Source organism: Aminobacter sp. P4_D5 (assembly GCF_056401815.1).
In genome coordinates this window covers 1-18,727 of sequence record NZ_JBFUIP010000109.1, presented here as the reverse complement: position 1 = coordinate 18,727, position 18,727 = coordinate 1, and the positions used below count along the sequence as shown (strand labels likewise).

General features: G+C 63.5%; 17 protein-coding genes. 3 read left to right on the top strand and 14 right to left on the bottom strand.

Annotated features, from left to right (window positions below; translation table 11 throughout):
- Positions 1 to 458: ferredoxin reductase domain-containing protein (locus tag AC1DWF_RS20960; RefSeq protein WP_476842016.1), on the top strand; the 458-nt coding region annotated here is incomplete at its 5' end.
- 52 nt (positions 459 to 510) lie between these two features.
- Here AC1DWF_RS20960 and AC1DWF_RS20955 read toward each other — a convergent pair.
- Genes AC1DWF_RS20955 through AC1DWF_RS20930 form a run of 6 tightly spaced genes read right to left on the bottom strand, consistent with a single transcriptional unit; the run spans position 511 to position 7,515 of the window.
- Positions 511 to 930: a MarR family winged helix-turn-helix transcriptional regulator gene (locus AC1DWF_RS20955; protein WP_476842015.1), complete on the bottom strand. Its 420-nt coding sequence runs from the start codon at positions 928 to 930 to the stop codon at positions 511 to 513.
- Entirely contained in the window at positions 927 to 1,511 is a 585-nt protein-coding gene (locus tag AC1DWF_RS20950; protein WP_476784235.1) for an amino acid synthesis family protein, read from the bottom strand. Before AC1DWF_RS20950 ends, AC1DWF_RS20955 begins: the two co-directional genes overlap by 4 nt.
- Positions 1,504 to 2,385 (bottom strand): UPF0280 family protein, encoded by an 882-nt coding sequence (locus AC1DWF_RS20945; protein ID WP_476784234.1) that lies wholly within the window; start codon positions 2,383 to 2,385, stop codon positions 1,504 to 1,506. The genes AC1DWF_RS20950 and AC1DWF_RS20945 overlap by 8 nt, the downstream gene beginning before the upstream one ends.
- On the bottom strand, positions 2,382 to 3,911 hold the full coding sequence (locus tag AC1DWF_RS20940) for a 6-hydroxynicotinate reductase (RefSeq protein ID WP_476842014.1): 1,530 nt from the start codon (positions 3,909 to 3,911) through the stop codon (positions 2,382 to 2,384). The genes AC1DWF_RS20945 and AC1DWF_RS20940 overlap by 4 nt, the downstream gene beginning before the upstream one ends.
- A complete protein-coding gene (locus AC1DWF_RS20935; RefSeq protein ID WP_476788264.1) occupies positions 3,908 to 6,661 on the bottom strand; it encodes a molybdopterin-dependent oxidoreductase in 2,754 nt (917 codons plus the stop codon). The genes AC1DWF_RS20940 and AC1DWF_RS20935 overlap by 4 nt, the downstream gene beginning before the upstream one ends.
- Complete coding sequence (locus AC1DWF_RS20930; protein ID WP_476781438.1) at positions 6,658 to 7,515, bottom strand: FAD binding domain-containing protein; 858 nt, start codon at positions 7,513 to 7,515, stop codon at positions 6,658 to 6,660. Before AC1DWF_RS20930 ends, AC1DWF_RS20935 begins: the two co-directional genes overlap by 4 nt.
- 182 nt (positions 7,516 to 7,697) lie before the next feature.
- Here AC1DWF_RS20930 and pncA point away from each other — a divergent pair, with 182 nt between their 5' ends.
- Both pncA and AC1DWF_RS20920 read left to right on the top strand, forming a co-directional pair.
- Entirely contained in the window at positions 7,698 to 8,297 is a 600-nt protein-coding gene (gene pncA / locus AC1DWF_RS20925) for a bifunctional nicotinamidase/pyrazinamidase (protein WP_476781437.1), read from the top strand.
- A 54-nt stretch (positions 8,298 to 8,351) separates the two neighbouring features.
- A complete protein-coding gene (locus AC1DWF_RS20920) occupies positions 8,352 to 9,779 on the top strand; it encodes a sodium:proton antiporter (protein WP_476781436.1) in 1,428 nt (475 codons plus the stop codon).
- Here AC1DWF_RS20920 and AC1DWF_RS20915 read toward each other — a convergent pair.
- The 8 genes from AC1DWF_RS20915 to gcvA form a co-directional block, all read right to left on the bottom strand.
- On the bottom strand, positions 9,776 to 10,483 hold the full coding sequence (locus AC1DWF_RS20915; RefSeq protein WP_476781435.1) for an ABC transporter ATP-binding protein: 708 nt from the start codon (positions 10,481 to 10,483) through the stop codon (positions 9,776 to 9,778). The two genes, AC1DWF_RS20920 and AC1DWF_RS20915, sit on opposite strands and share 4 nt — an antisense overlap.
- Positions 10,480 to 11,217 (bottom strand): ABC transporter ATP-binding protein, encoded by a 738-nt coding sequence (locus AC1DWF_RS20910; protein ID WP_476781434.1) that lies wholly within the window; start codon positions 11,215 to 11,217, stop codon positions 10,480 to 10,482. Before AC1DWF_RS20910 ends, AC1DWF_RS20915 begins: the two co-directional genes overlap by 4 nt.
- Entirely contained in the window at positions 11,214 to 12,179 is a 966-nt protein-coding gene (locus tag AC1DWF_RS20905) for a branched-chain amino acid ABC transporter permease (RefSeq protein WP_476781433.1), read from the bottom strand. The genes AC1DWF_RS20910 and AC1DWF_RS20905 overlap by 4 nt, the downstream gene beginning before the upstream one ends.
- On the bottom strand, positions 12,176 to 13,057 hold the full coding sequence (locus AC1DWF_RS20900) for a branched-chain amino acid ABC transporter permease (protein ID WP_476781432.1): 882 nt from the start codon (positions 13,055 to 13,057) through the stop codon (positions 12,176 to 12,178). Before AC1DWF_RS20900 ends, AC1DWF_RS20905 begins: the two co-directional genes overlap by 4 nt.
- A 163-nt stretch (positions 13,058 to 13,220) precedes the next feature.
- Positions 13,221 to 14,525, bottom strand: a complete 1,305-nt coding sequence (locus AC1DWF_RS20895; protein ID WP_476781431.1) for an ABC transporter substrate-binding protein — start codon at positions 14,523 to 14,525, stop codon at positions 13,221 to 13,223.
- A gap of 166 nt (positions 14,526 to 14,691) precedes the next feature.
- Entirely contained in the window at positions 14,692 to 16,074 is a 1,383-nt protein-coding gene (locus AC1DWF_RS20890; RefSeq protein ID WP_476781430.1) for a hypothetical protein, read from the bottom strand.
- A gap of 133 nt (positions 16,075 to 16,207) precedes the next feature.
- Positions 16,208 to 17,512: a nicotinate phosphoribosyltransferase gene (pncB, locus tag AC1DWF_RS20885; protein ID WP_476781429.1), complete on the bottom strand. Its 1,305-nt coding sequence runs from the start codon at positions 17,510 to 17,512 to the stop codon at positions 16,208 to 16,210.
- 135 nt (positions 17,513 to 17,647) lie between these two features.
- Entirely contained in the window at positions 17,648 to 18,610 is a 963-nt protein-coding gene (gcvA, locus tag AC1DWF_RS20880) for a transcriptional regulator GcvA (RefSeq protein ID WP_476781428.1), read from the bottom strand.
- Positions 18,611 to 18,727: the final 117 nt, after the last annotated feature.

The window sequence follows — 18,727 nt, the reverse complement described above, 5'->3', positions numbered from 1 at the left end:
CCCCGGGCAAGCGCCTGTTCATGATCTCGACCGGCACCGGCATCGCGCCCTTCGCCAGCCTGTTGCGCGACCCAGACACCTATGAGCGCTACGAGCATGTCGTGCTCACCCACACCTGCCGCGATGTCGCCGAGCTGGCCTATGGCCAGGAGCTGGTCGCCAATCTCGAAAACGATCCACTGATCGGCGAGCTGACCCATGGTCGCGTCACGCTCTACAACTCGACGACGCGCGAAACCTCCGAGCGCATGGGCCGCATCACAGCACTCATCTCGTCGGGCAAGTTCTATTCCGATCTCGGCATTGAAAAGCTCGACCCGGCCACCGACCGCATCATGATCTGCGGCTCGATGCACATGCTCAAGGACGTCAAGGAACTGGCCGAAAGCCTCGGCTTCGTCGAAGGCTCGCTCAACGAGCCGGGCACCTTCGTCGTCGAGCGCGCTTTCGTCGGCTGAGATTGGGGCAGTAAGGGAATAGGGCAGTAGGGCAGTAGATTGACCTACTGCCTCAGCTTATCTTCGAAAGCAGCTCCAGCAACATCGCCGCGTCCTTGGYCGACAGGGGAGACAGCGTTTCCTCTGTGATCGTCTGTGCCAGGGGCACAAGCTCTTCCACCAAGCGCCGGCCCTCGTCGGTCAGGCGGACCATCAAGCGCCGCTTGTCGGCCTCATGCTTGGCCAGTTGCACAAGGCCGCGTGCGTGCAGACGGTCGATCACACCCTTGACGGTCGCCCCATCCATGGCGATCAGCGTGCCAAGCTGGTTCTGCGAGGTCTCGCCGACATCATGCAGCTTGGCCAGTGCCGCGAATTGCGGCGGGGTCAGGTCACCGATATGGGTGGCGAAGATCGCGACATGACGCTGATGCGCCTTGCGCAAGATGAAGCCTATCTGCTCCTGCAGATGGTAGGCTGCGTCCTGCTTCATCGCAGGCCATCCCAGGCCTTGATGTCGGCGGCGCTCAAACCGCCCATGCGATCGTGGATGCGGGGTCCGCAGGTCATCACCAAGGCGAAGACGATTTCGTCGGGCCTTGGCCCGTCGGGCGATCCAACTTCCATGGCGTCGAAATGGCTGCGCACATAGGCGGCGTTGATGTGGCCGATGGGCACGTCGAGCCGGGCACCTAAACCTCCCACCTTCTTGGCCGAGGGCACGATCGCCTTGGCTTCGCCGAGCCGTTCGCGCATCGCGTAGCCGCCGGGCACATGCCACAGAGCGCCATGTTCGAGCTCGCCGGCGGAGCCCACGATGGCGCCCTTGCCGTAGCCGTCGATGACTTTCGGGTCGCCGCCGAGTGCTTTGATCAGCCGGTCGGACAGCATCAGCCCGAGCGGCTTCAAATCCTCCATCGCGTTTTGCAGCTCTTCGACATAGCGGCCTGCGAACGGATTTTTCACCACCGCGAGTGCCGCCGCGCGCCGCCGGGGCACGTCCTTTGCCGGGCCGCCATCATGGAAAATCTCTTCGACCGTCACGGTGATCTTGCGGATCGGAAATTCAGGCATGGATCGGCATCCCCCTCATCGAAATATCCGGTATGGCCGCGAACGACTTGCCGCTGACGCGGTGTTCACCTGCAAGGAACAGCGCGGCACTCTGGATCAACCCTTGCCGGCGGAACGTGTCGGCGACCCTGAGCCCGGCATCGAGCGCCGCATCGATATCTCTAGGGGACAGCGCGCCGACACCTGTTGTGACCAGCCTGTCGCCGAGGTCGCTGTCTGGGGCCAGTTCCCACGCCGGTTTGCGCTGGATTGCCTGGTGCCCCGGCAAATCGACCGCGTTGGCGATGAGCGTCGCTGCCGCGTCCGCCGCTGCCCCATTCGCCGCCAGAACGGTCACCGCATCAGCGATGCCGAGCGAAAAACTGCGGCCGCGCCAGCCGCTGGTGGCGATGCCGCGCACCGGATCTTCGTAGTGGATGGTCAGCCGGTCGACGAAGCCTTGCCCGGTGCCAGCAATCGCCACTGAAATTCGCTCGCCAGGCGCGATATGCAGGGCGATATCGCCGCCATTGTTGATGTAGGCACGGTCGAGCGAGCGCCCCGAAACCATGGCGACCATGATCTCATCCGCGACCGCGCCGGCGACTGCGGCCATCGGGGTGATGAAATCTTGCGCGAGCGGTGTGACAGCAGCCTCCATGCGCTGCGCAGTCGGACCTGCAAACCGCCGCGCTTTGCTGGAAGCAGGCCGGCGAAGTTCGGTGAGTTCGCCGACGAGTTCGCCAAGAACGGTCTGGAAACGTTCGGCGGCCTGCCGGTAGGCGGCGCGCACTTCATCCTTGTCGCCGAAAGCCTCGACGATCAGGTCGATCGGCCCATGGTTGAAATGCAGGCGGTGCCCGTCCGGAAGCCAGTTGATGTCCGGGCCATTCATGGCAAACCGCCGGTCCGGCGCAATTGCGCGAGCGGCGGCCAGGGATTGCCTGCCCGGGCCGGTCCAGTCGCCCGCTCGTTGAAATACTCGCCGCCGCGCCTGAGCACGTCGTCAACGCTCCTGATCTCGGCCCCGTAGCCGCCGAGCGCCAGATAGTCGTCGCGGCGCAAGGTGAACTCGATCGGCGCAACAAGCGCAGGCGTCGGCACATAGCCGAAGGCGTTGTCGGGCACGCGGGTCACGTMGRCCATCASCGTGATSCCGCCGCCCGGCCAGACATAGACAGGCGCACCACCGACCGTGACATAGGTCTTCAGGCCCTGCACGGAACGCGTGAGATTGACCGGGTTTTCGGTCACGCCGGCACGCAAGCTGCCGCCGGCGCCGCCAACAAACAACACCGTACACAAAGCCGGCTCACAATTATCCTCGATCAGCCCAACCGACTTCCTGAGCCGGTCGGGAAATGCCTTCTCGACCGGCCTGAGGTCGTCGCCGAGTTCGTAATAGGCGAACTGTTCGCCGGTGGTTGAAACCATGAGCAGGCTGAGACCGGGCCTCGCGCCTTTCCTGGCGTTCCACTCGCCGAGGATGTCGAGCGGGTCGGAGATGCTCGTGCCGCCCCATCCCAGCCCTGGCTCCGAAACCTTGAAGTAGCGGCCGGGCGTCGAGCGCCGGCCAAGGATTTTTATCCCTGTGTCTTCCCAACCCAGCACTTTACCGGCCTGATGCTCGGAAACGACGCCGGTGATATGATCGTCCACCACGACCACTTCGTCGACGAGCCCGCGCCATTGCCGCGCGAACATGCCGATGGTCGCCGAACCGCAGCCGACACGCATGCGTTGTTCGACAGTGCCGTCGATGACGGGTGGGTAGCCTGCCTCGACGATGACAACGGCGCCGCCGTCGATGGTCAGCTCCACCGGCTTGCGGTTGCACAGGTTCAGCAGCGTGTCGCAGGTCATTCGGCCTTCCGCCTTCGACCCGCCAGTCAGGTGGTGCACCCCGCCCAGCGACAGCATCTGCGAGCCATATTCGCCCGTCGTCACATGGCCGACCGCCTCGCCCCCAGCGCGCACCGTTGCCGTTTCTGGGCCGAGATGCCGGTCGGTGTCGATCTTCACCTTGACGCCGCAATAAGAAAAGATGCCCTCCGTCACCACGGTGACGAGGTCGACGCCCTCCACCTCCTGGCTGACGATGAAGGGGGCCGGCTTGTAGTCGGGATAGGTGGTGCCAGCACCGATGGCGGTGACGAAGCGCTGGCCGGTGTTGACCAGCTCGCCGTCCCAAGCCGCGCCTTCAAACGGCACCACGGCATTGGCGCTTTCGACCGCGTAGTCGAGCACGCGCACCGGGTCGCAGCGCACGATCCTGCCGCCGTAATTGCCGTAGCGGTCGCAGGCGCCGGTGCGCCCTTCGGCGATGTAGCACATGACCGGGCAGGCATCGCAGCGCAGCTTTTCGCCTGCCTGCTTGTCGCCGGTTTCGTGGGTTTCGAAACGTTCGGACAACTCGTTCATGGCAGCACTTGTGCCTCGCGGATTGCCGCCAGGATGCGTGAGGGCGTGGCCGGCACCTTGGTCACCAGAATCCCTGTTGCATGGCGGATGGCGTTGAGGATGGCGGGTGCCGTCGGGATCAGCACATGCTCGCCCAAACCCTTGGCGCCAAAGGGTCCTTCCGGGTCCGGAACTTCCACGAGGATGGTCTCGATCGGCGGCACGTCGCCGATGGTCGGGATCAGATAGTCGTGCAGGTTCTCCGTCCTGCCGGGGATGTATTCCTCCATSAGCGCCATGCCGATGCCCTGGGCGATGCCGCCTTCGATCTGGCCTTCGGCTAGCAGCGGATTGATCGCCTTGCCGACGTCATGTGCTGCTGTGATCTTGACCAATTTCACTGTGCCAAGAGCGAGGTCGACCTCAAGCTCGGCGATCTGGGCGCCATAACCATAGACCGCATAGGGCTTGCCTTGGCCCTTGGCGTCGAGCGGCTCCGTCGGAGGGTCGTAGCTTTCCTCCGCCGTGAAAACGAGGCCGTCTGTGTCGGGCTCAAGCAGCGCGAGATCGATGCGGCGGCGCTCGCCACCCTCATGCACCAGCAGCAGACCGTTTTCCAGCTGCAGCGATGCCTCGGGCGAGACATTGGCGAAGCGCAGAATCTTTTCGCGCAATGCCCGGGCTGCCTTCTCGGCAGCCTTGCCTGACACATAGGTCTGGCGCGAGGCCGAGGTCTTGCCGGCATCGGGCGTGATCGCCGTATCGGCACTGCGCAGCACGAAATCCGACAGCGGCAGGCCAAGCGCGTCGGCAGCGATCTGGGCGATGACAGTGTTCGAGCCCTGGCCGATGTCGACGGCGCCCTGATGCAGCAAAACCTTGCCGTCGGGCGCGATGCCGAGCTTGATCATCGAGGGATTGGGCAAGGAGGTGTTACCGCAGCCATACCAGCACGAGGCGATGCCGACGCCGCGCTTTTTGCCTGGATTGGCTGCGTTGAATTTGTCCGCGTCGGCCAGCGCGCGCGCCCAATGCGAGGTCAATACTCCAAGGCATTCGCCAATGCCAACGCCGGCTTCAAGTATGTGCCCCGTCACCGTTTCGGAGCCGTTCCGAAGTGCGTTCTTCAGACGAAGCTGCAGCCGGTCTATGCCGAGCTTGTTGGCCAGTTCGTCATACAGCGTCTCTTGCATCAGCGTCGCTTGCGGTACCCCAAAACCGCGGAAGGCTCCCGACACCGGCCCGTTGGTGTGGACGGCGCGGGCGGTGGCCCTGTAGTTCGGCGTGACGTAGGGCCCTGACGCATGGACCGGCACGCGGTTGGCGACGGTCGGCCCGAAACTGGCATAGGCGCCGGTGTTGAACTCTCCTGAAAAAACCATGCCGCGGATGGTGCCGTCGGCGTCGGCCCCGATGGTCGCCTGCATCGATGCCGGATGGCGCTTGGTGGTCGATGCCATCGATTCATTGCGGCTATAGGCGAGTGCGGCCGGCCGGCCGGTTTTCAGCGCGACGAGCCCGATCAGTGGCTGCAGCGACAGATCGATCTTCGACCCGAAGCCGCCGCCGGTTGCCGTCGGCACGATGCGCACCTTGTCCGGTGCCAGACCCAATATTCGTGCCGTGTCGTCGCGGTCGAGATGTGGTGCTTGTGTGCATGCAATAACGGTCAGCGTGTCGCCATCGACAAAGGCATGGCCGGCTTCAGGTTCGATATAGGCGTGTTCGACATAAGATGTCTCGATGCTGCCGGAGACGACGCAGGCGGCATTTTCCAGCGCCGCCTCAGGCTCGCCGCGCTCGACCAATCCACGCACCAGAACGTTGCCTGGGCGGGCGGCATGGACCAGGTTCGCGCCCGCTGCCACCGCCTCGGCAGGCTCCATCAAGGCCGGTAGCTCGCTCCATCGCACCGGGAATTTTGCGAGATCAAGCTCGCGAGCGGCCCAATTCTCGCAGGCGACCAGCGCCACCGCCTCGCCACGGAACCGCGCCTCGCCCTCGGCCAGCGCCGGCTGGTCGGCGAAGGGCGGGATCACGCCGAAACTGTTGATGCCCGGGATATCCGTGGCGGTGAAAACTGCAACGACCCCGGCATTGTCGGTGACATAGGCGTCGAGATCGCCGAACGAGAATGCCGCGTGGTGATGCGGCGAGCGGACGACCAACACCACAAGCGCATCAGCGGGAAATGCATCGCCGCCGAATTTTTCCGTGCCCGTCACCTTCGGCACGCCGTCGAGCCTGACAGGAGAAGCGCCAACGGCCCGGCCTGCGGGTGGAAGGCGGAAATCGAGGGGCGTGACGTGCTCATGCGCCCCCATCACCGCCTGAACAATCTTGCGGTAGCCCGTGCAGCGGCACAAAATCCCGCCGAGCGCGTCCTGCACCTCGGCCTCGCTTGGCCGTGCATTGCGTTCCAGAAGCGCGGTCGCGGTCACCAGCAGGCCTGGCGTGCAGATGCCGCATTGGGCCGCGCCATGCGCCAGGAACGATGCCTGCAGAGCGGACAGGCCGCCGTGGCTGAGCCCCTCCACGGTGCGGACCGAAGCGCCTTCCACCGAGGCGACCGGCAACAGGCAGGCGCAGACCGGCTCGCCGTCGAGCAACACTGTGCAGGCACCGCAGTCGCCGGCATCGCAACCCACCTTGGTGCCGGTCAGCTTCAGGTCGTCGCGCAGGATGGACGACAGCCGCCGCATCGGTGCCGCCGAAACCGAAACCGGCGCGCCGTTGACAGTGAAGCTGATCGGCGCGCGGTCGGTTTTCATGCGGCCACCCGTTTCTGAGAGCCGTAGGCCGCCTGCAGCAGCGCGCGCGTAACGATCTCGCGCGCTGCCACGCGCCGATACTCGGCACTGCCGCGGACGTCGTCGATAGGTGACAGCTCCGTCAGTTCAGCGTCGTTGACGATCCCGGCTATTTCATCCGCCTGATGACCGGCAAGTGCTGCCTCCAGCTCATGAAGCCGCTGCGCCACCGCCGAGCACGAACCCACTGCAACTGCGGCCATGGTAATCCGCCCATCGGTGTCGAGCGCGATCCGCGCTGCTGTCATCGCGATCGAAATGACGAGATAGCGCCGCGCGCCGAGTTTGACGAAGGCCGAATGCCCCGCAGCCGAAGCCTTGGGGATGCGCAGCGCCGTCACCATCTCGTCCTGGCGCAGCCTCGTCTTGCGGTTGCCGGTGATGAATTCGCCAAGCGGTAGCAGCCGAATTTCGTGCCGCGCCCTCAGTTCCACCTCGGCGTCGAGGATGAGCAGAGGTGGCACACCGTCCGCCGCAGGCGAAGCGTTGCAGATGTTGCCGGCCACGGACGCCACATTCTGGATCTGGATCGAGCCGATTTCGCGCGCCGCCTGTTTCAACGCGTCGAAGGCCGGCGGAAGCTGTGCCTTCAGGACCTCGGTCCAGCTTGTGCGTGCGCCGATGCTGAAATGGCTTTCGCTTTCGGCGATGCCGCGCAGTTCGGCCAGGCCATTGATGTCGAGCACGTCTTCGAAAAGCGGGCGGTTTCCGAGGGCGGGGTAAAAATCGGTGGCGCCGGCCAGAATTCGCCAGGACCCTTCGCTGAGCAGCGCGAGCGCTTCGTCGAGTGTTTTGGGTTTCGCGTAACGGATCACGCAATGCCTCCCGGCTGGCCGCCGGACAAAATCATTCGCATGCAAATGATAGCTCGCTGCGGCCTTTTGTCAAAGCCCGGATTGCATGTTGCGGGCAGCCACCCTGTCCAAGTTGCAGGTTGACGCGCGCTTCCATCTGACCCAGTTTCGGCGGCCCGAAAAACCAGCCTGATGGAGGCTCCATGGCCACCGACGCGCTCATCGTCATCGATCTGCAGAACGACTTTTGCCCCGGCGGCGCGCTTGCCGTGTCAGGCGGCGACGAGATCATTCCGCTGGTCAACGACCTCATCCGCAACACCGAGCACGTCCTGCTGACCCAGGACTGGCACCCGGCCGGCCATTCGAGTTTCGCCTCCAGCCATCAGGGCAAACAGCCGTTCGAAAGCATCGACATGCCTTACGGTACCCAGACGCTGTGGCCCGACCACTGCATCCAGGGTAGCCGCGGTTCCGACTTCCATTCCGGCCTCGCCTGGGCCAAGGCCGAGCTTGTGGTGCGCAAGGGTTTTCGCCTCGGCATCGACAGCTATTCGGCTTTCTTCGAGAACGACTATCTGACGCCGACCGGCCTCGCTGGCTATCTGCGCGAGCGTGGCATCGGCGAAATCACGCTGGTTGGGCTGGCCACCGATTTCTGTGTTGCCTATTCCGCGATCGATGCGGTCAAACATGGCTTTGCCACCACGGTGCGGCTCGACGGCTGCCGCGCCATCGATCTCGGCGGTTCGCTCGAAACGATGATCGGCAAGATGCGCGACGCAGGCGTGACGCTCGTCTAAACGGCGAGCAGCAGTTTGAATTGACTGGCCCAAGGCCGGTGTTGAGGGGACCGGATGAATTTCTCGCGTTTTGCGGCAGTGCCTGTGGCGCTGGCGGGTGTGTTGTTGAGTGTTGGTTCGGCCTTTGCCGCCGAAGAGGGGTTGCCAGGGGCAGCCATGTCATTGTGGTGGGCGCTGCCCTTTGCCGGCTTGCTGCTGTCCATCGCCACCGGTCCGCTGCTTTATCCGCATGTCTGGGAGCATCACTACGGCAAGATCTCAGCTGTTTGGGCAGCACTCGTTATCGTGCCGATGGCGCTGTTTTTCGGCTTGGATGTCTCGGCAGAGGCGGTGCTTCATACGCTCCTGCTTGAATACATGTCCTTCATCATCCTGCTGTTCGGGCTGTTCACCATATCGGGCGGCGTTCTGGTCGCCGGCAATATCCAGGGCACGCCTTTGGTCAATGCCGGACTGCTGCTGATCGGCGCGCTCCTGGCCTCGGTTGTCGGCACCACTGGTGCCTCGATGATCATGATCCGTCCCGTCATCCGGGCCAACGACAACCGGCGCTTCAACGCCCACGTCGTCGTCTTCTTCATTTTTCTGGTGTCCAACATCGGCGGCTCGCTGACCCCGCTCGGAGACCCGCCGCTGTTCGTCGGCTTCCTGCGCGGCGTCGATTTCTTCTGGACCACGGCCCATCTCTGGCGAGAGACGCTGCTTGTCGGCGGCATCGTGCTTGCCGCTTTCCTGGCAGTTGATTGGTATTTCCACAGCCGCGAGCAAGGCCAGCCCAAGATCAAGGATCCGACGCCGCATTCGAAGGTCCGTATCCGCGGCGTAGCCAACATCGCGCTGCTGGCAGGCGTCATCGCCGCCATCCTGTTGTCTGCGTCGTGGAAGCCCGGGATCACCTTCACCATCCAGGGTGTTTCGGTCGAATTGCAGAACCTCGTGCGGGACGCCATCATCCTGGTGCTGGCCTTCGTCTCGCTGGCCGTCACCCGCAAGGAATATCGCTCAGCCAACGGTTTTTCCTGGGGGCCGATCCTCGAAGTGGCAAAGCTGTTTGCCGCGATTTTCATCTGCATCGTACCGGTGATCGCCATCCTGCGTGCCGGGCTCGACGGCGCCCTGGCGCCGCTGGTGTCGCTGGTCACAACTCCTTCGGGTGCGCCCAACGATCTCGCCTATTTCTGGCTGACCGGACTGCTTTCGTCCTTCCTCGACAATGCCCCGACCTATCTGGTGTTTTTCGAACTGGCCGGAGGCGACCCCAAGGTCTTGATGACCCAACTCGCCAGCACACTGGCGGCGATCTCGGCGGGCGCGGTGTTCATGGGCGCCAACACCTATATCGGCAACGCGCCGAATTTCATGGTCTACGCCATCGCACGCGAGCGCGGCGTCAACATGCCGGGCTTCTTCGGCTACATGCTGTGGTCAGGCGCGGTGCTGATCCCGACCTTCCTCATCGCTGGGTTTGTTTTCTTCGGCTAGCCGACGCCGACATAACGGCGCACCAGCGTCGGGTCATCCCGCAGCCGCGCGACATCGACTGTCTCGCGGTTGCGGCCGTTTTCGATGAAGGCGACGCGGTCGGCGATGGACAAAACCGCCTCGACGCGCTGTTCGACAAGGATGGTCGACACGCCGCGCCCTCGCAGCCCGACCACCGTCTCGCGGATCTTGGCGATCATCGACGGCATCAGGCCTTCGGTCGGTTCGTCGAGCAGCAGCACCTCGGGTTCGAGGCACAGCGCGCGTGCCATCGCCAGCATCTGCTGCTCGCCACCCGAGAGAGTGCCCGAACGCTGCTTCAGCCGGTCGCGCAGCAGCGGAAACAACTCGAGCACGCCCTCGCGCACCGAATTGCCCTTGTTTCGGGCCATCAGGCCGATCTCGATGTTTTCGGCGACCGTCAGTTCGGCGAACAGTCGCCGTCCTTGCGGTACATAGGCGACGCCGGCTTTCGGCACGTCATGGGCGGGCAACTCGGTCAAGTCACGCTCGCCGAGCCTTATCGAACCGGCGCGGGCCGGCACCAGCCCCATGATCGCCTTCAGCGTCGTTGTCTTGCCGGCACCGTTGCGGCCAAGCAGGCACAGCACCTCGCCCTTGTTCAGTTCGAGGTCGAGGCGATGCAGCACCTGCACCTCGCCATAGAAGCAGTCGAGCCCTGATATCTTCAGTGCAGCGCTCATGCCTCACCCCCAGGCGCGGTGCCTAGATAGGCGTCCTGCACGGCGGTGTTGGCGCGAATTTCGGCGGGCGCGCCTTCGGCCAGTATCCTGCCTGAATTGAACACGGTGATGCGTTTTGCGAGTTCCATCACAACTTGCATGTTGTGCTCGATCAGAAGCACCGTCGCGTCCTTGGCGATCTCGCGCACAAGGGCAATGAAGTTATCGATCTCGCCGTCCGACAGACCTTGCGTCGGTTCGTCGAGGATCAGCAGCCGTGGCTTGAGTGCCAGCCCCATCGCCACTTCCAAAAGCCGCTGGTGGCCGTAGGCAAGCGTGCCGGCCTGCTCATGTGCCCGGCTGGCAAGTCCGACGCGCTCGAGCGCCTCCATCGCACCATGATGCACCGCGCCGCGCGAACGCCCGTCGGTCAGGGTCCGCTGCACCGGCAGGGCGACATTGTCGTAGGCGGAGAGATTGGCGAATACGCTGGTGATCTGAAACGTGTAGGCGATGCCTCGCCGCACCCTCAGATGCGCCGGCATTTTGGTGATGTCCTCGCCGTCGAAGGTGATGGTTCCAGCGTCCGGTGCATAGCGGCCGCAGACCAGACTGACGAATGTCGTCTTGCCGGCACCATTGGGGCCGATGACCGCGCGGATCTCGCCCGGATCGAGCGAAAAGTCGACATCGTCAACAGCGCGCAGGCCGCCGAAGTGGCGCGACAGTCCCTTGGTGGTCAAAAGCGGCGTCATGGCAGCCACCTGACCCAGCGCTCCCGCACCGTGCCGAGAACGCCTTTGCGGAAATAGAGCACGAGCAGGATCAGCATTGCGCCGACGACAAGCATGTAGGCGGAGGTATAGCTGCTGGCGATGTCGATGACATAATACATGAACAGCGTGCCGATCAGCGGCCCGAGCGTGGTCGCGGCACCGCCGAGCAGCACCCACAGCAGCGGCAGGATCGAATACTGCACCGAGGCGAAGGTTGAGCCGACATAGCCGAACAGCAGAGCATAGGCGGCACCCGCGGCGGCACAGATCATTCCTGAAGTGACCACCGCCGCCAATTTGTTGGCGAAGGTGTCGTAGCCGAGCATCCTTGTCCGTTCCTCGTTCTCGCGGATGGCAACGAGCACCCGGCCGTGGCGTGAGCGGACGATGGCGACGGTGGCAAACAGCGCCGCCGCGAACAGCGTGACTGCCATCAGGTAGCGCGTCGTTGGGTTGGTCAGGTCGAGCGTTTGCGCGCCAAGCGTGATCTGTCGAGTCTGCTGTTGCAGCACCAGTCCTTCGTCGCCGCGCGTCCATTCGCCAAAATAGAGCGTGGTCAGATAAAACACCTGCGCGAACATCATGGTTACGATCATGAAGGCGACGCCGGTTGTTCTGAGCGCCAAGAGACCGACGACCAGCGACACGACAAGACCCGCCGCAATGCCCGCGCCAAAGGCTGCCGGCACGCCCCAGCCGAGATGGTAGAGCGGCAGCCCGGCACCATAGAGCCCGGCCGAAAAGAACATGGCGTGGCCGAGGCTGAGCAGCCCGACATAGCCGAACAGCATGTTGTAGCCCATGGCGAAGACGGCGAGCACCAGCACGCGGGCAAGGACGCCGTGGTGATATTCGGGAAGCACGAAATTGAGCGCCACCAGCAGTGCCACCACGCCAACATGCAAGCCGTAGACCTTGGCTGTTGCCCCGTCCCTGTTCATTTCGGTGCCGTTCCAAACAGTCCTTGCGGTCGGAACACCAGCACCAGGGCAACGACGAGCGTGGCAATGATCTTGGCCAATGTCGGCGAAAAGAACACCGAAATGATGCCGTCGGAAACGCCGATCAGAAGGGCTGCCACCACCGTCCCACGCAGCGAGCCGAGCCCGCCGATGATGACGACGATGAAGGACAACAACAGCGGGTCGAGGCCCATCAGATAATGCGCCTGCTGGATCGGCACGATCAGGACGGCGGCAACAGCCGCAAGCATGGCGCCAAGCGCGAACACCGCGCCATAGACGCGCCCGACCGGGATGCCGAAGGCTTGTGCTGTCTCGCGGTCATATTGGGTTGCCCGCATGATGAGCCCGATCCGGGTGCGGGTCAGCACGAACCAGGTGGCGAGCAGCAAAATCGCGGAGGCGGCGATGATCGACAGCTTGTAGCCGGAATAGCCGAACCACGGCAGCTGGATGCGGTAGTTGAAGGGCGGCGCTACCGGCCGTGCCTCGGGCCCGTAGAAGGTGAGGGCCAGTTGCTGGATGATGTAGAGCAGGCCGATGGTGGCAACGATGGTGGCTTCGGGATTGTATTCGAGCCGGCGCAGCACCAGCCGCTCGGCAACCCAGGCGATGGCGCCGACGATCAGCGGCGACACCACCAGCGCGACCGCGAAGCCGAGCGCCGGGTGGCCGGTCATTGTGGTGGTGATCGCCCATGCAAGCACCGCGCCCAGCATGAAGAACTCGCCATGGGCGACATTGACGATGCGCATGACGCCGAACACCAGCGACAGTCCGAGCGCTGTCAGCGCCAGCACGGCCGAGGTGACGAGGCCTTCGAGAGTGGCAAGCAGGAGGTGAGGGAAGAAGGACATTCAGGTGATGATCGTCTGGCAGGGGTGGCGCTGCCCCTCACCCTCTCCACGTAAATGGGGCGAGGGGGGCGTCGGCGTTGCGGCCATCCTCCTTCTCCCCGTTCTACGGGGAGAAGGTCCCGGTAGGGGGATGAGGGGCGGCACCAGCAATGGCATCTTCAATTCACAGCGGCTGTGTCGTGTAGTCCGCCTCGGGCTTGTACATGCCGTCTTCGATCGCTGTCCGGTGGACGACCTTGAGCTTGCCGCTTTCGACCTTGGAGATGTTCTGGTGGCCGAAGACCTGGTGGATCTTGCCGTTGAAGATCTTGTCGCCTTGCGGGTGCTCGGGGCCTTCCTTGAATTCGGTCAGTGCCTCGGTCGCCTCGACCAGCTTGGCGCGATCCTCCGGTCCCCTGTAGCCCGAATCCTCCATCGCCTTTTTGATGACATAGAGCGTTTCCCAGCAGCCGAACATGTGGGCGGCGGTCGAAACGTCCTTGGGGTCGCTGACCGACGCGCCATTGTCGTCGATGCCGACGGCCTTGCGATAGGCCTTTTGGGCTTCGCTGTCATTGGCCTGGGCATAGCGCGGCGAGCCCTCCCAGAAATGGCTGCCGTCGAGAAATTCGAGGCCGGGGCTGTTGATGTCGACGGCCTCGAGCGAATCGATGAAGCCGAACAGCTGCGGCTTGTTCGAACCGTAGAATTCGCCGAGTTCCTTGACGAAGGTAAGCACGCCGGGGCCGACCATGACATGGTACAACACCTCGGTGTCGGCAGGGATCTGCGGCAAATATTTGGTGAAAGAGCTTTCGGTCGGCGGGATCGGGATTTGCGCCACCACCTCGCCGCCCTGCGCCTTGATGGCGGGCGCGAAATAGTCGCGGTGGTCGTATCCGAAGGCATAATCCGGATAGATCATCGTCACTTTCTTGCCGAGATTGGCAGCAACCCAGGGTGCAACCGAAGTGACCTGGGCGCGCACGTCGGTGATGCCGGGCTGGAAGACCCAGCGGTTCAGCTTGCCCGAGGCGACGTGGTAGCCCTCGCTGACCACATAATAGGGGATCTTGAGCTCGCCGGCGGTCGGCGCGGAGCCGACGACGACATGGCTGAAAAGTGTGCCGAAAACGATGTCGGTCTTGTGCTGGGAGGCGAATTTTCCGACCACTTCAGCGCCGCGCTTGGGGTCGGTGCCGTCATCCTCGACGATGATCTCGATCGGGCGGCCATTGATGCCGCCGGCGTCGTTGATCAGCTTGACCGCAGCGTTGGTGGTCTTCTCATACCAGCGGCCATAGGCAGCACCAATGCCGGTGCGGTGGGCCTGGAAGCCGATCTTGATCGGCGCTGACGACTGTGCCTGCGAATAGCGCACGAAACCGGGTGCTGCCATCAGGCCGGCGCCCGCGGCAATGCCCTTGAGCGCCGTGCGGCGGGTGAGGCCGGTTTTGCCGAGATCGAAAAAGCGATTGCTGTCAGTCATGCCCTATCCCCTTGCCGTGTCTTTTGACCAACCATGGTGCGGATCGGCGCCTCTTCCGCYCGGAATCCAAGAAACCGGCGAAAAATCGCATGTATACAAACTAGATCACCAATCCCGGGAGGTGGCAATAGTGGCTTCCGCAAGGTCAAAGCCAGCTGCATTTGCACTATCCCGCAGTGGCTGTCGAGAGCAGCCACAGGCCGAAAACGGTGTAGCCGATCATCAGCACGGTAAGCGGCAACTGGCTTAGCGAGGCGCTAGTGGCGGAGGGGTGCAACCGCCAGGCGAGCACATGTGCGAGCAGCACCGCCAGCACATGGCCACCGACGATGGCTGCCGCCTGCAGGTTCCAGACAAGCCAGGCGGAATGCGCGCCCATGACGATGCCGGCCTCGACCGGCATATGGGCCGTGCCGAACAGGTTCCAGCCTCGGGCGAACGGGTCCGACAAGGCGACAAGCGCATACTGGCCATTGACCAGGAGCGATGTCAGATAGTGCGAGAAATGATAGGCGAGCGCGATCGGCACGATCGACCAGACAAACAGCCCCGCCGCCTGTTGCAAGGGCAGGGTGCTGCGCACAAGCCTTTCGCCGATCAGGACTGCCAGCAGAGCGACCGTCGCGAGCAGCGTGAACATTGCCACGAGGCCGAAGCTGTTGGTGGCGACAAGGGCGGTGCGGCCGGGCAGCTCGAGCGGGTTGATGCCGTTGAGGCCAAGCCAGAAGAAGGTCTTGGAAAAACCGTCGAAGGAGACCGAGGCAAGCGTCAGCAGCAGGAACAATGCGCCCGATGGCGGCAGCGTTTCGGCTTCGTAAAGCTTGGCGCCGGGCCAGCACAAAGCAAGGCGCAGCCGCGCGCCGTCGTTCTTGCCATCGACGATGCCGAAGCGCCCAATCATGGCGAAGAAGGCGGAGATGAACTCGCCCTGACGGCTCCAGCGTTCGAAGCCGAATGCCAGCATGGCGATGAGCGAAAACAGCCAGTAGGTTCCGGCGGCAATTGCTAGCCGCGCTGGGTCGTCGGGCGCGGGATCGATCAACTCGAACCAGGCGAAGCCGAAGAACAGGATGAAGGCTGGCCAATAGCCGACCCACACGGGCAGACGCAGCGGACTGTCGTCTCTCGCAGCGAAACCCGATGCGCGCCTGATGAGGCGGTAGGGGCCATACCACGGGTTGAGCCATCGCCAGAGATTGCCGAACAAGCCCTGCGCGAGGGTGAGGCCGACCCAAAGCAGTGTCCAGATGGTCAGAGGTAGCGGGTTGGACAGTGGATCGCGGCTACCGAAGATCCCGGCAACGACCAGTGCCGCGAAGATGGCGAAAGACAGCAGGCTGGCGGGGAGCCGCAGATCGGGGATCGAGCCGAGTGGCAAACGCCTGCGCCAGAAGGCGACGAGCCGATCCGGTGGCACCAGCGCCAATACCACAAAAGATGCCGCCACGGCCAATGCTGCGCCGGCTATGTAATGCCCGGTCGGCAGCATCAGGACATGGCCGCGGTCGGAGGCGTGGGCGAGTGCAGGCAGTGTTTGCAATGCCGTCATGCTGCTTGCTGCGGCCGACGTCGCCGCCATGCGTCGGATGGTTATACCAGTGCTGTTGTGACTTGCCCGTGCGGGAAGAGTGGCGTCAGGCATGGTCCCAACAGACCTTTGCGGCACCGCACCTAGCCCCGCCCTACACCTTCACCAACTGTTCCACCCGGTCCTTTTCGCCGAAGATGCGGAGGTAACGGGCGATTTCTTGTCTGTCGCCGGTGGCCTTGGCCGGGTTGTCCGACAGTTTGACCGCCGGTCGGCCATTGGCCTCGGTGACCTTGCAGACCAGGGAAATGGCGTTGAGCCGATCGGTTTCCACAGGCGCGCAGCCCTCGAAGTCGTTGGTCAAATTGGTGCCCCAGCCGAAGGACATGCGCACCTTGCCCTCGAAATGCCGGTAGGTCTCGATGATGGTGTCGACATCGAGCCCGTCGGAGAAGATCAGGAGCTTCGAGCTTGGGTCCTGGCCCTTCTTGCGCCACCACTCGATGATGCGCTCGCCGCCTTCGATCGGCGGCGCGCTGTCGGGGCGGAAGCCGGTCCAGTCGGCGACCCAGTCGGGTGCGTCACGCAGGAAGGCCGCGGTGCCGAAGGCGTCGGGCAAGACGATCAAGAGGTTGCCACCATAATAGCGCTGCCAGTCGCGCAGCACCTTGTAGGGCGACTGCTTGAGCTCGTCTTCACTGTTGGCGAGTGCGGCATAGACCATCGGCAGCTCATGGGCGTTGGTGCCGAGCGCTTCGAGGTCGGTGTCCATGGCCAAAAGCACGTTGGACGTGCCGGTAAAGGCCTCGCCGATGCCCTCCTTGAGCGCTTCGACGCACCAGCGCTGCCACAGGAATGAATGCCTGCGGCGCGTGCCGAAGTCGGAGATCTTGATGTCGGGCAGCATCTTCAGCCGCTCGGTCTTGTCCCACATCTTGGCCTTGGCGCGGGCATAAAGAACATCGAGCGCGAAGGGGCCGAAGGCTTTCATCACCGAGCGCGAGCGCAGCTCGTTGATGATGGCGAGTGCGGGAATTTCCCACATCGAGGTCAGGACCCAAGGGCCGGCGAAGGTCAGCTCATACTGGCCGTCGCGCTTTTCGAGCTCATAGGGCGGCAGCTGGAAGTTTTCGAGCCAGGCCAGGAATTCCGGCTCGAAGATCTGCTTGCGGCCATAGAAATTGTTGCCGCCGAGCCAGATCATCTCCTTTTTGGAGAAGCGCAGGGTGCGGGCGTGGTCGAGCTGCTCGCGCAATTCGCCCTCGTCGATCTCTTCGGCCAGCTTGACCGAAGTCGCGCGGTTGATCAGCGAGAAGGTGGCGTCGACCTTGGGGTGCATGCCCCAGATCATTTGCAGCATCAAAAGCTTGTAGAAGTCCGTGTCGAGCAGGGACCGCACGATCGGATCGAGCTTCCAGGTGTGGTTGTACACCCGTCGTGCGATGTCGGTCCTGGCCATGCCGCTTCATTCCTCCCGATACACGCCCGCCGCGCAGGCGCGACCTCGTTGACAGCTTTGAGATATAGTGCGCGGGCGATCAAGCTGCAGACGAGAAAAAAGCAACCCTGGCCCTATCGGTTACATCGGCAGTTCCTAGCCAACTGCCACCGGTTTTTGCGCGCGTCTCTTGCGGATGCTGATCTGGCCTGTAACGGCCTGCTCGGTGCGTGCTGGAAGCTCCTCGCGCTGGGCAAACAGCCAGTCGATGAACACCTGGGCGATCGGCGCCGATCTCACCTCGTTGCGGCACACCACGTAGAACGCATCGACCGCAGGGACCGAAAGATTGAACGGCGTGACCAGCTGTCCCTTGGCCAGCAGTGTGCTCGCCGTGACACTGTCGCCGAGAGCCAGGCCGTGGCCGTGCACGGCGGCTTCGGTGGTGAGGCTTGCACCAGCCATCCGGTGCTGCTGCACCGGCTTGATATCAAGCGCGTCGGCGGCGGCCAGCCATGTGTGCCATTCCCGGCCTTCGTCGGCGTGCAGCAGCACGTGATCGGCGAGATCGCGCACGCTGCGGATAGGACGGTTGTTGATCAGCGTCGGGCTGACCACCGGGAAGAGCTCCAGTGTCGACCACTTCTTCATCCAGCAATCGCTCCACCGGCCGTCGCCGTAGAGCAGGCAGACATCGACGTCGGGCGAATGGATATCGCGGGCATCGTTGGTCGCATTCAGCGTAAGGCTGATGCCCGGATACTGGGCGGTGAAGCCGCCGAGCCTAGGCACCAGCCACAATGACAGAAGTGCCGGCACGCAACTTACAGTCAGCTTGCCCGAGCTCGTCGGCCTGGTCATTCGCGCGGTGGCCGCCGCAATACTTTCGAAAGCGCCCGATACGGCGGGCAAAAGCTCGGCGCCTTGGGGGGTGAGCTTGAGGCGCGAACCGGCACGCTCCAGAAGCTTGACCTTGAGAGTCGCTTCAAGCGCCCGGATCTGGTGGCTGATCGCGCCGTGGGTGACGTTGAGCTCGACCGCTGCCTTGGTCAGCGAGCCATGCCGTGCGGTCGCTTCGAAGGCGCGCAGCGGGTTCAGCGGGGGCAGGCGCCTGGACATCAAATCTCCACGGCTAGGACCGTTCACTGTGAGAAATTCTCACAGCCGAGACCTTAACATTATCAATTGCTATTTCAACGGCGCTGCCGGAGACTTGACCCATAACAACCAAAAAGC

What these genes read in the sequence shown, in the direction of transcription:
- AC1DWF_RS20950 (WP_476784235.1), bottom strand. Translation starts at nt 1,511, where the DNA reads ATGCCTGAATTTCCGATCCGCAAGATCACCGTGACGGTCGAAGAGATT.
- AC1DWF_RS20945 (WP_476784234.1), bottom strand. Translation starts at nt 2,385, where the DNA reads ATGAATGGCCCGGACATCAACTGGCTTCCGGACGGGCACCGCCTGCAT.
- pncA (WP_476781437.1), top strand. Translation starts at nt 7,698, where the DNA reads ATGGCCACCGACGCGCTCATCGTCATCGATCTGCAGAACGACTTTTGC.
- AC1DWF_RS20920 (WP_476781436.1), top strand. Translation starts at nt 8,352, where the DNA reads ATGAATTTCTCGCGTTTTGCGGCAGTGCCTGTGGCGCTGGCGGGTGTG.
- AC1DWF_RS20915 (WP_476781435.1), bottom strand. Translation starts at nt 10,483, where the DNA reads ATGAGCGCTGCACTGAAGATATCAGGGCTCGACTGCTTCTATGGCGAG.
- AC1DWF_RS20910 (WP_476781434.1), bottom strand. Translation starts at nt 11,217, where the DNA reads ATGACGCCGCTTTTGACCACCAAGGGACTGTCGCGCCACTTCGGCGGC.
- AC1DWF_RS20905 (WP_476781433.1), bottom strand. Translation starts at nt 12,179, where the DNA reads ATGAACAGGGACGGGGCAACAGCCAAGGTCTACGGCTTGCATGTTGGC.
- AC1DWF_RS20900 (WP_476781432.1), bottom strand. Translation starts at nt 13,057, where the DNA reads ATGTCCTTCTTCCCTCACCTCCTGCTTGCCACTCTCGAAGGCCTCGTC.
- AC1DWF_RS20895 (WP_476781431.1), bottom strand. Translation starts at nt 14,525, where the DNA reads ATGACTGACAGCAATCGCTTTTTCGATCTCGGCAAAACCGGCCTCACC.
- AC1DWF_RS20890 (WP_476781430.1), bottom strand. Translation starts at nt 16,074, where the DNA reads ATGACGGCATTGCAAACACTGCCTGCACTCGCCCACGCCTCCGACCGC.
- pncB (WP_476781429.1), bottom strand. Translation starts at nt 17,512, where the DNA reads ATGGCCAGGACCGACATCGCACGACGGGTGTACAACCACACCTGGAAG.
- gcvA (WP_476781428.1), bottom strand. Translation starts at nt 18,610, where the DNA reads ATGTCCAGGCGCCTGCCCCCGCTGAACCCGCTGCGCGCCTTCGAAGCG.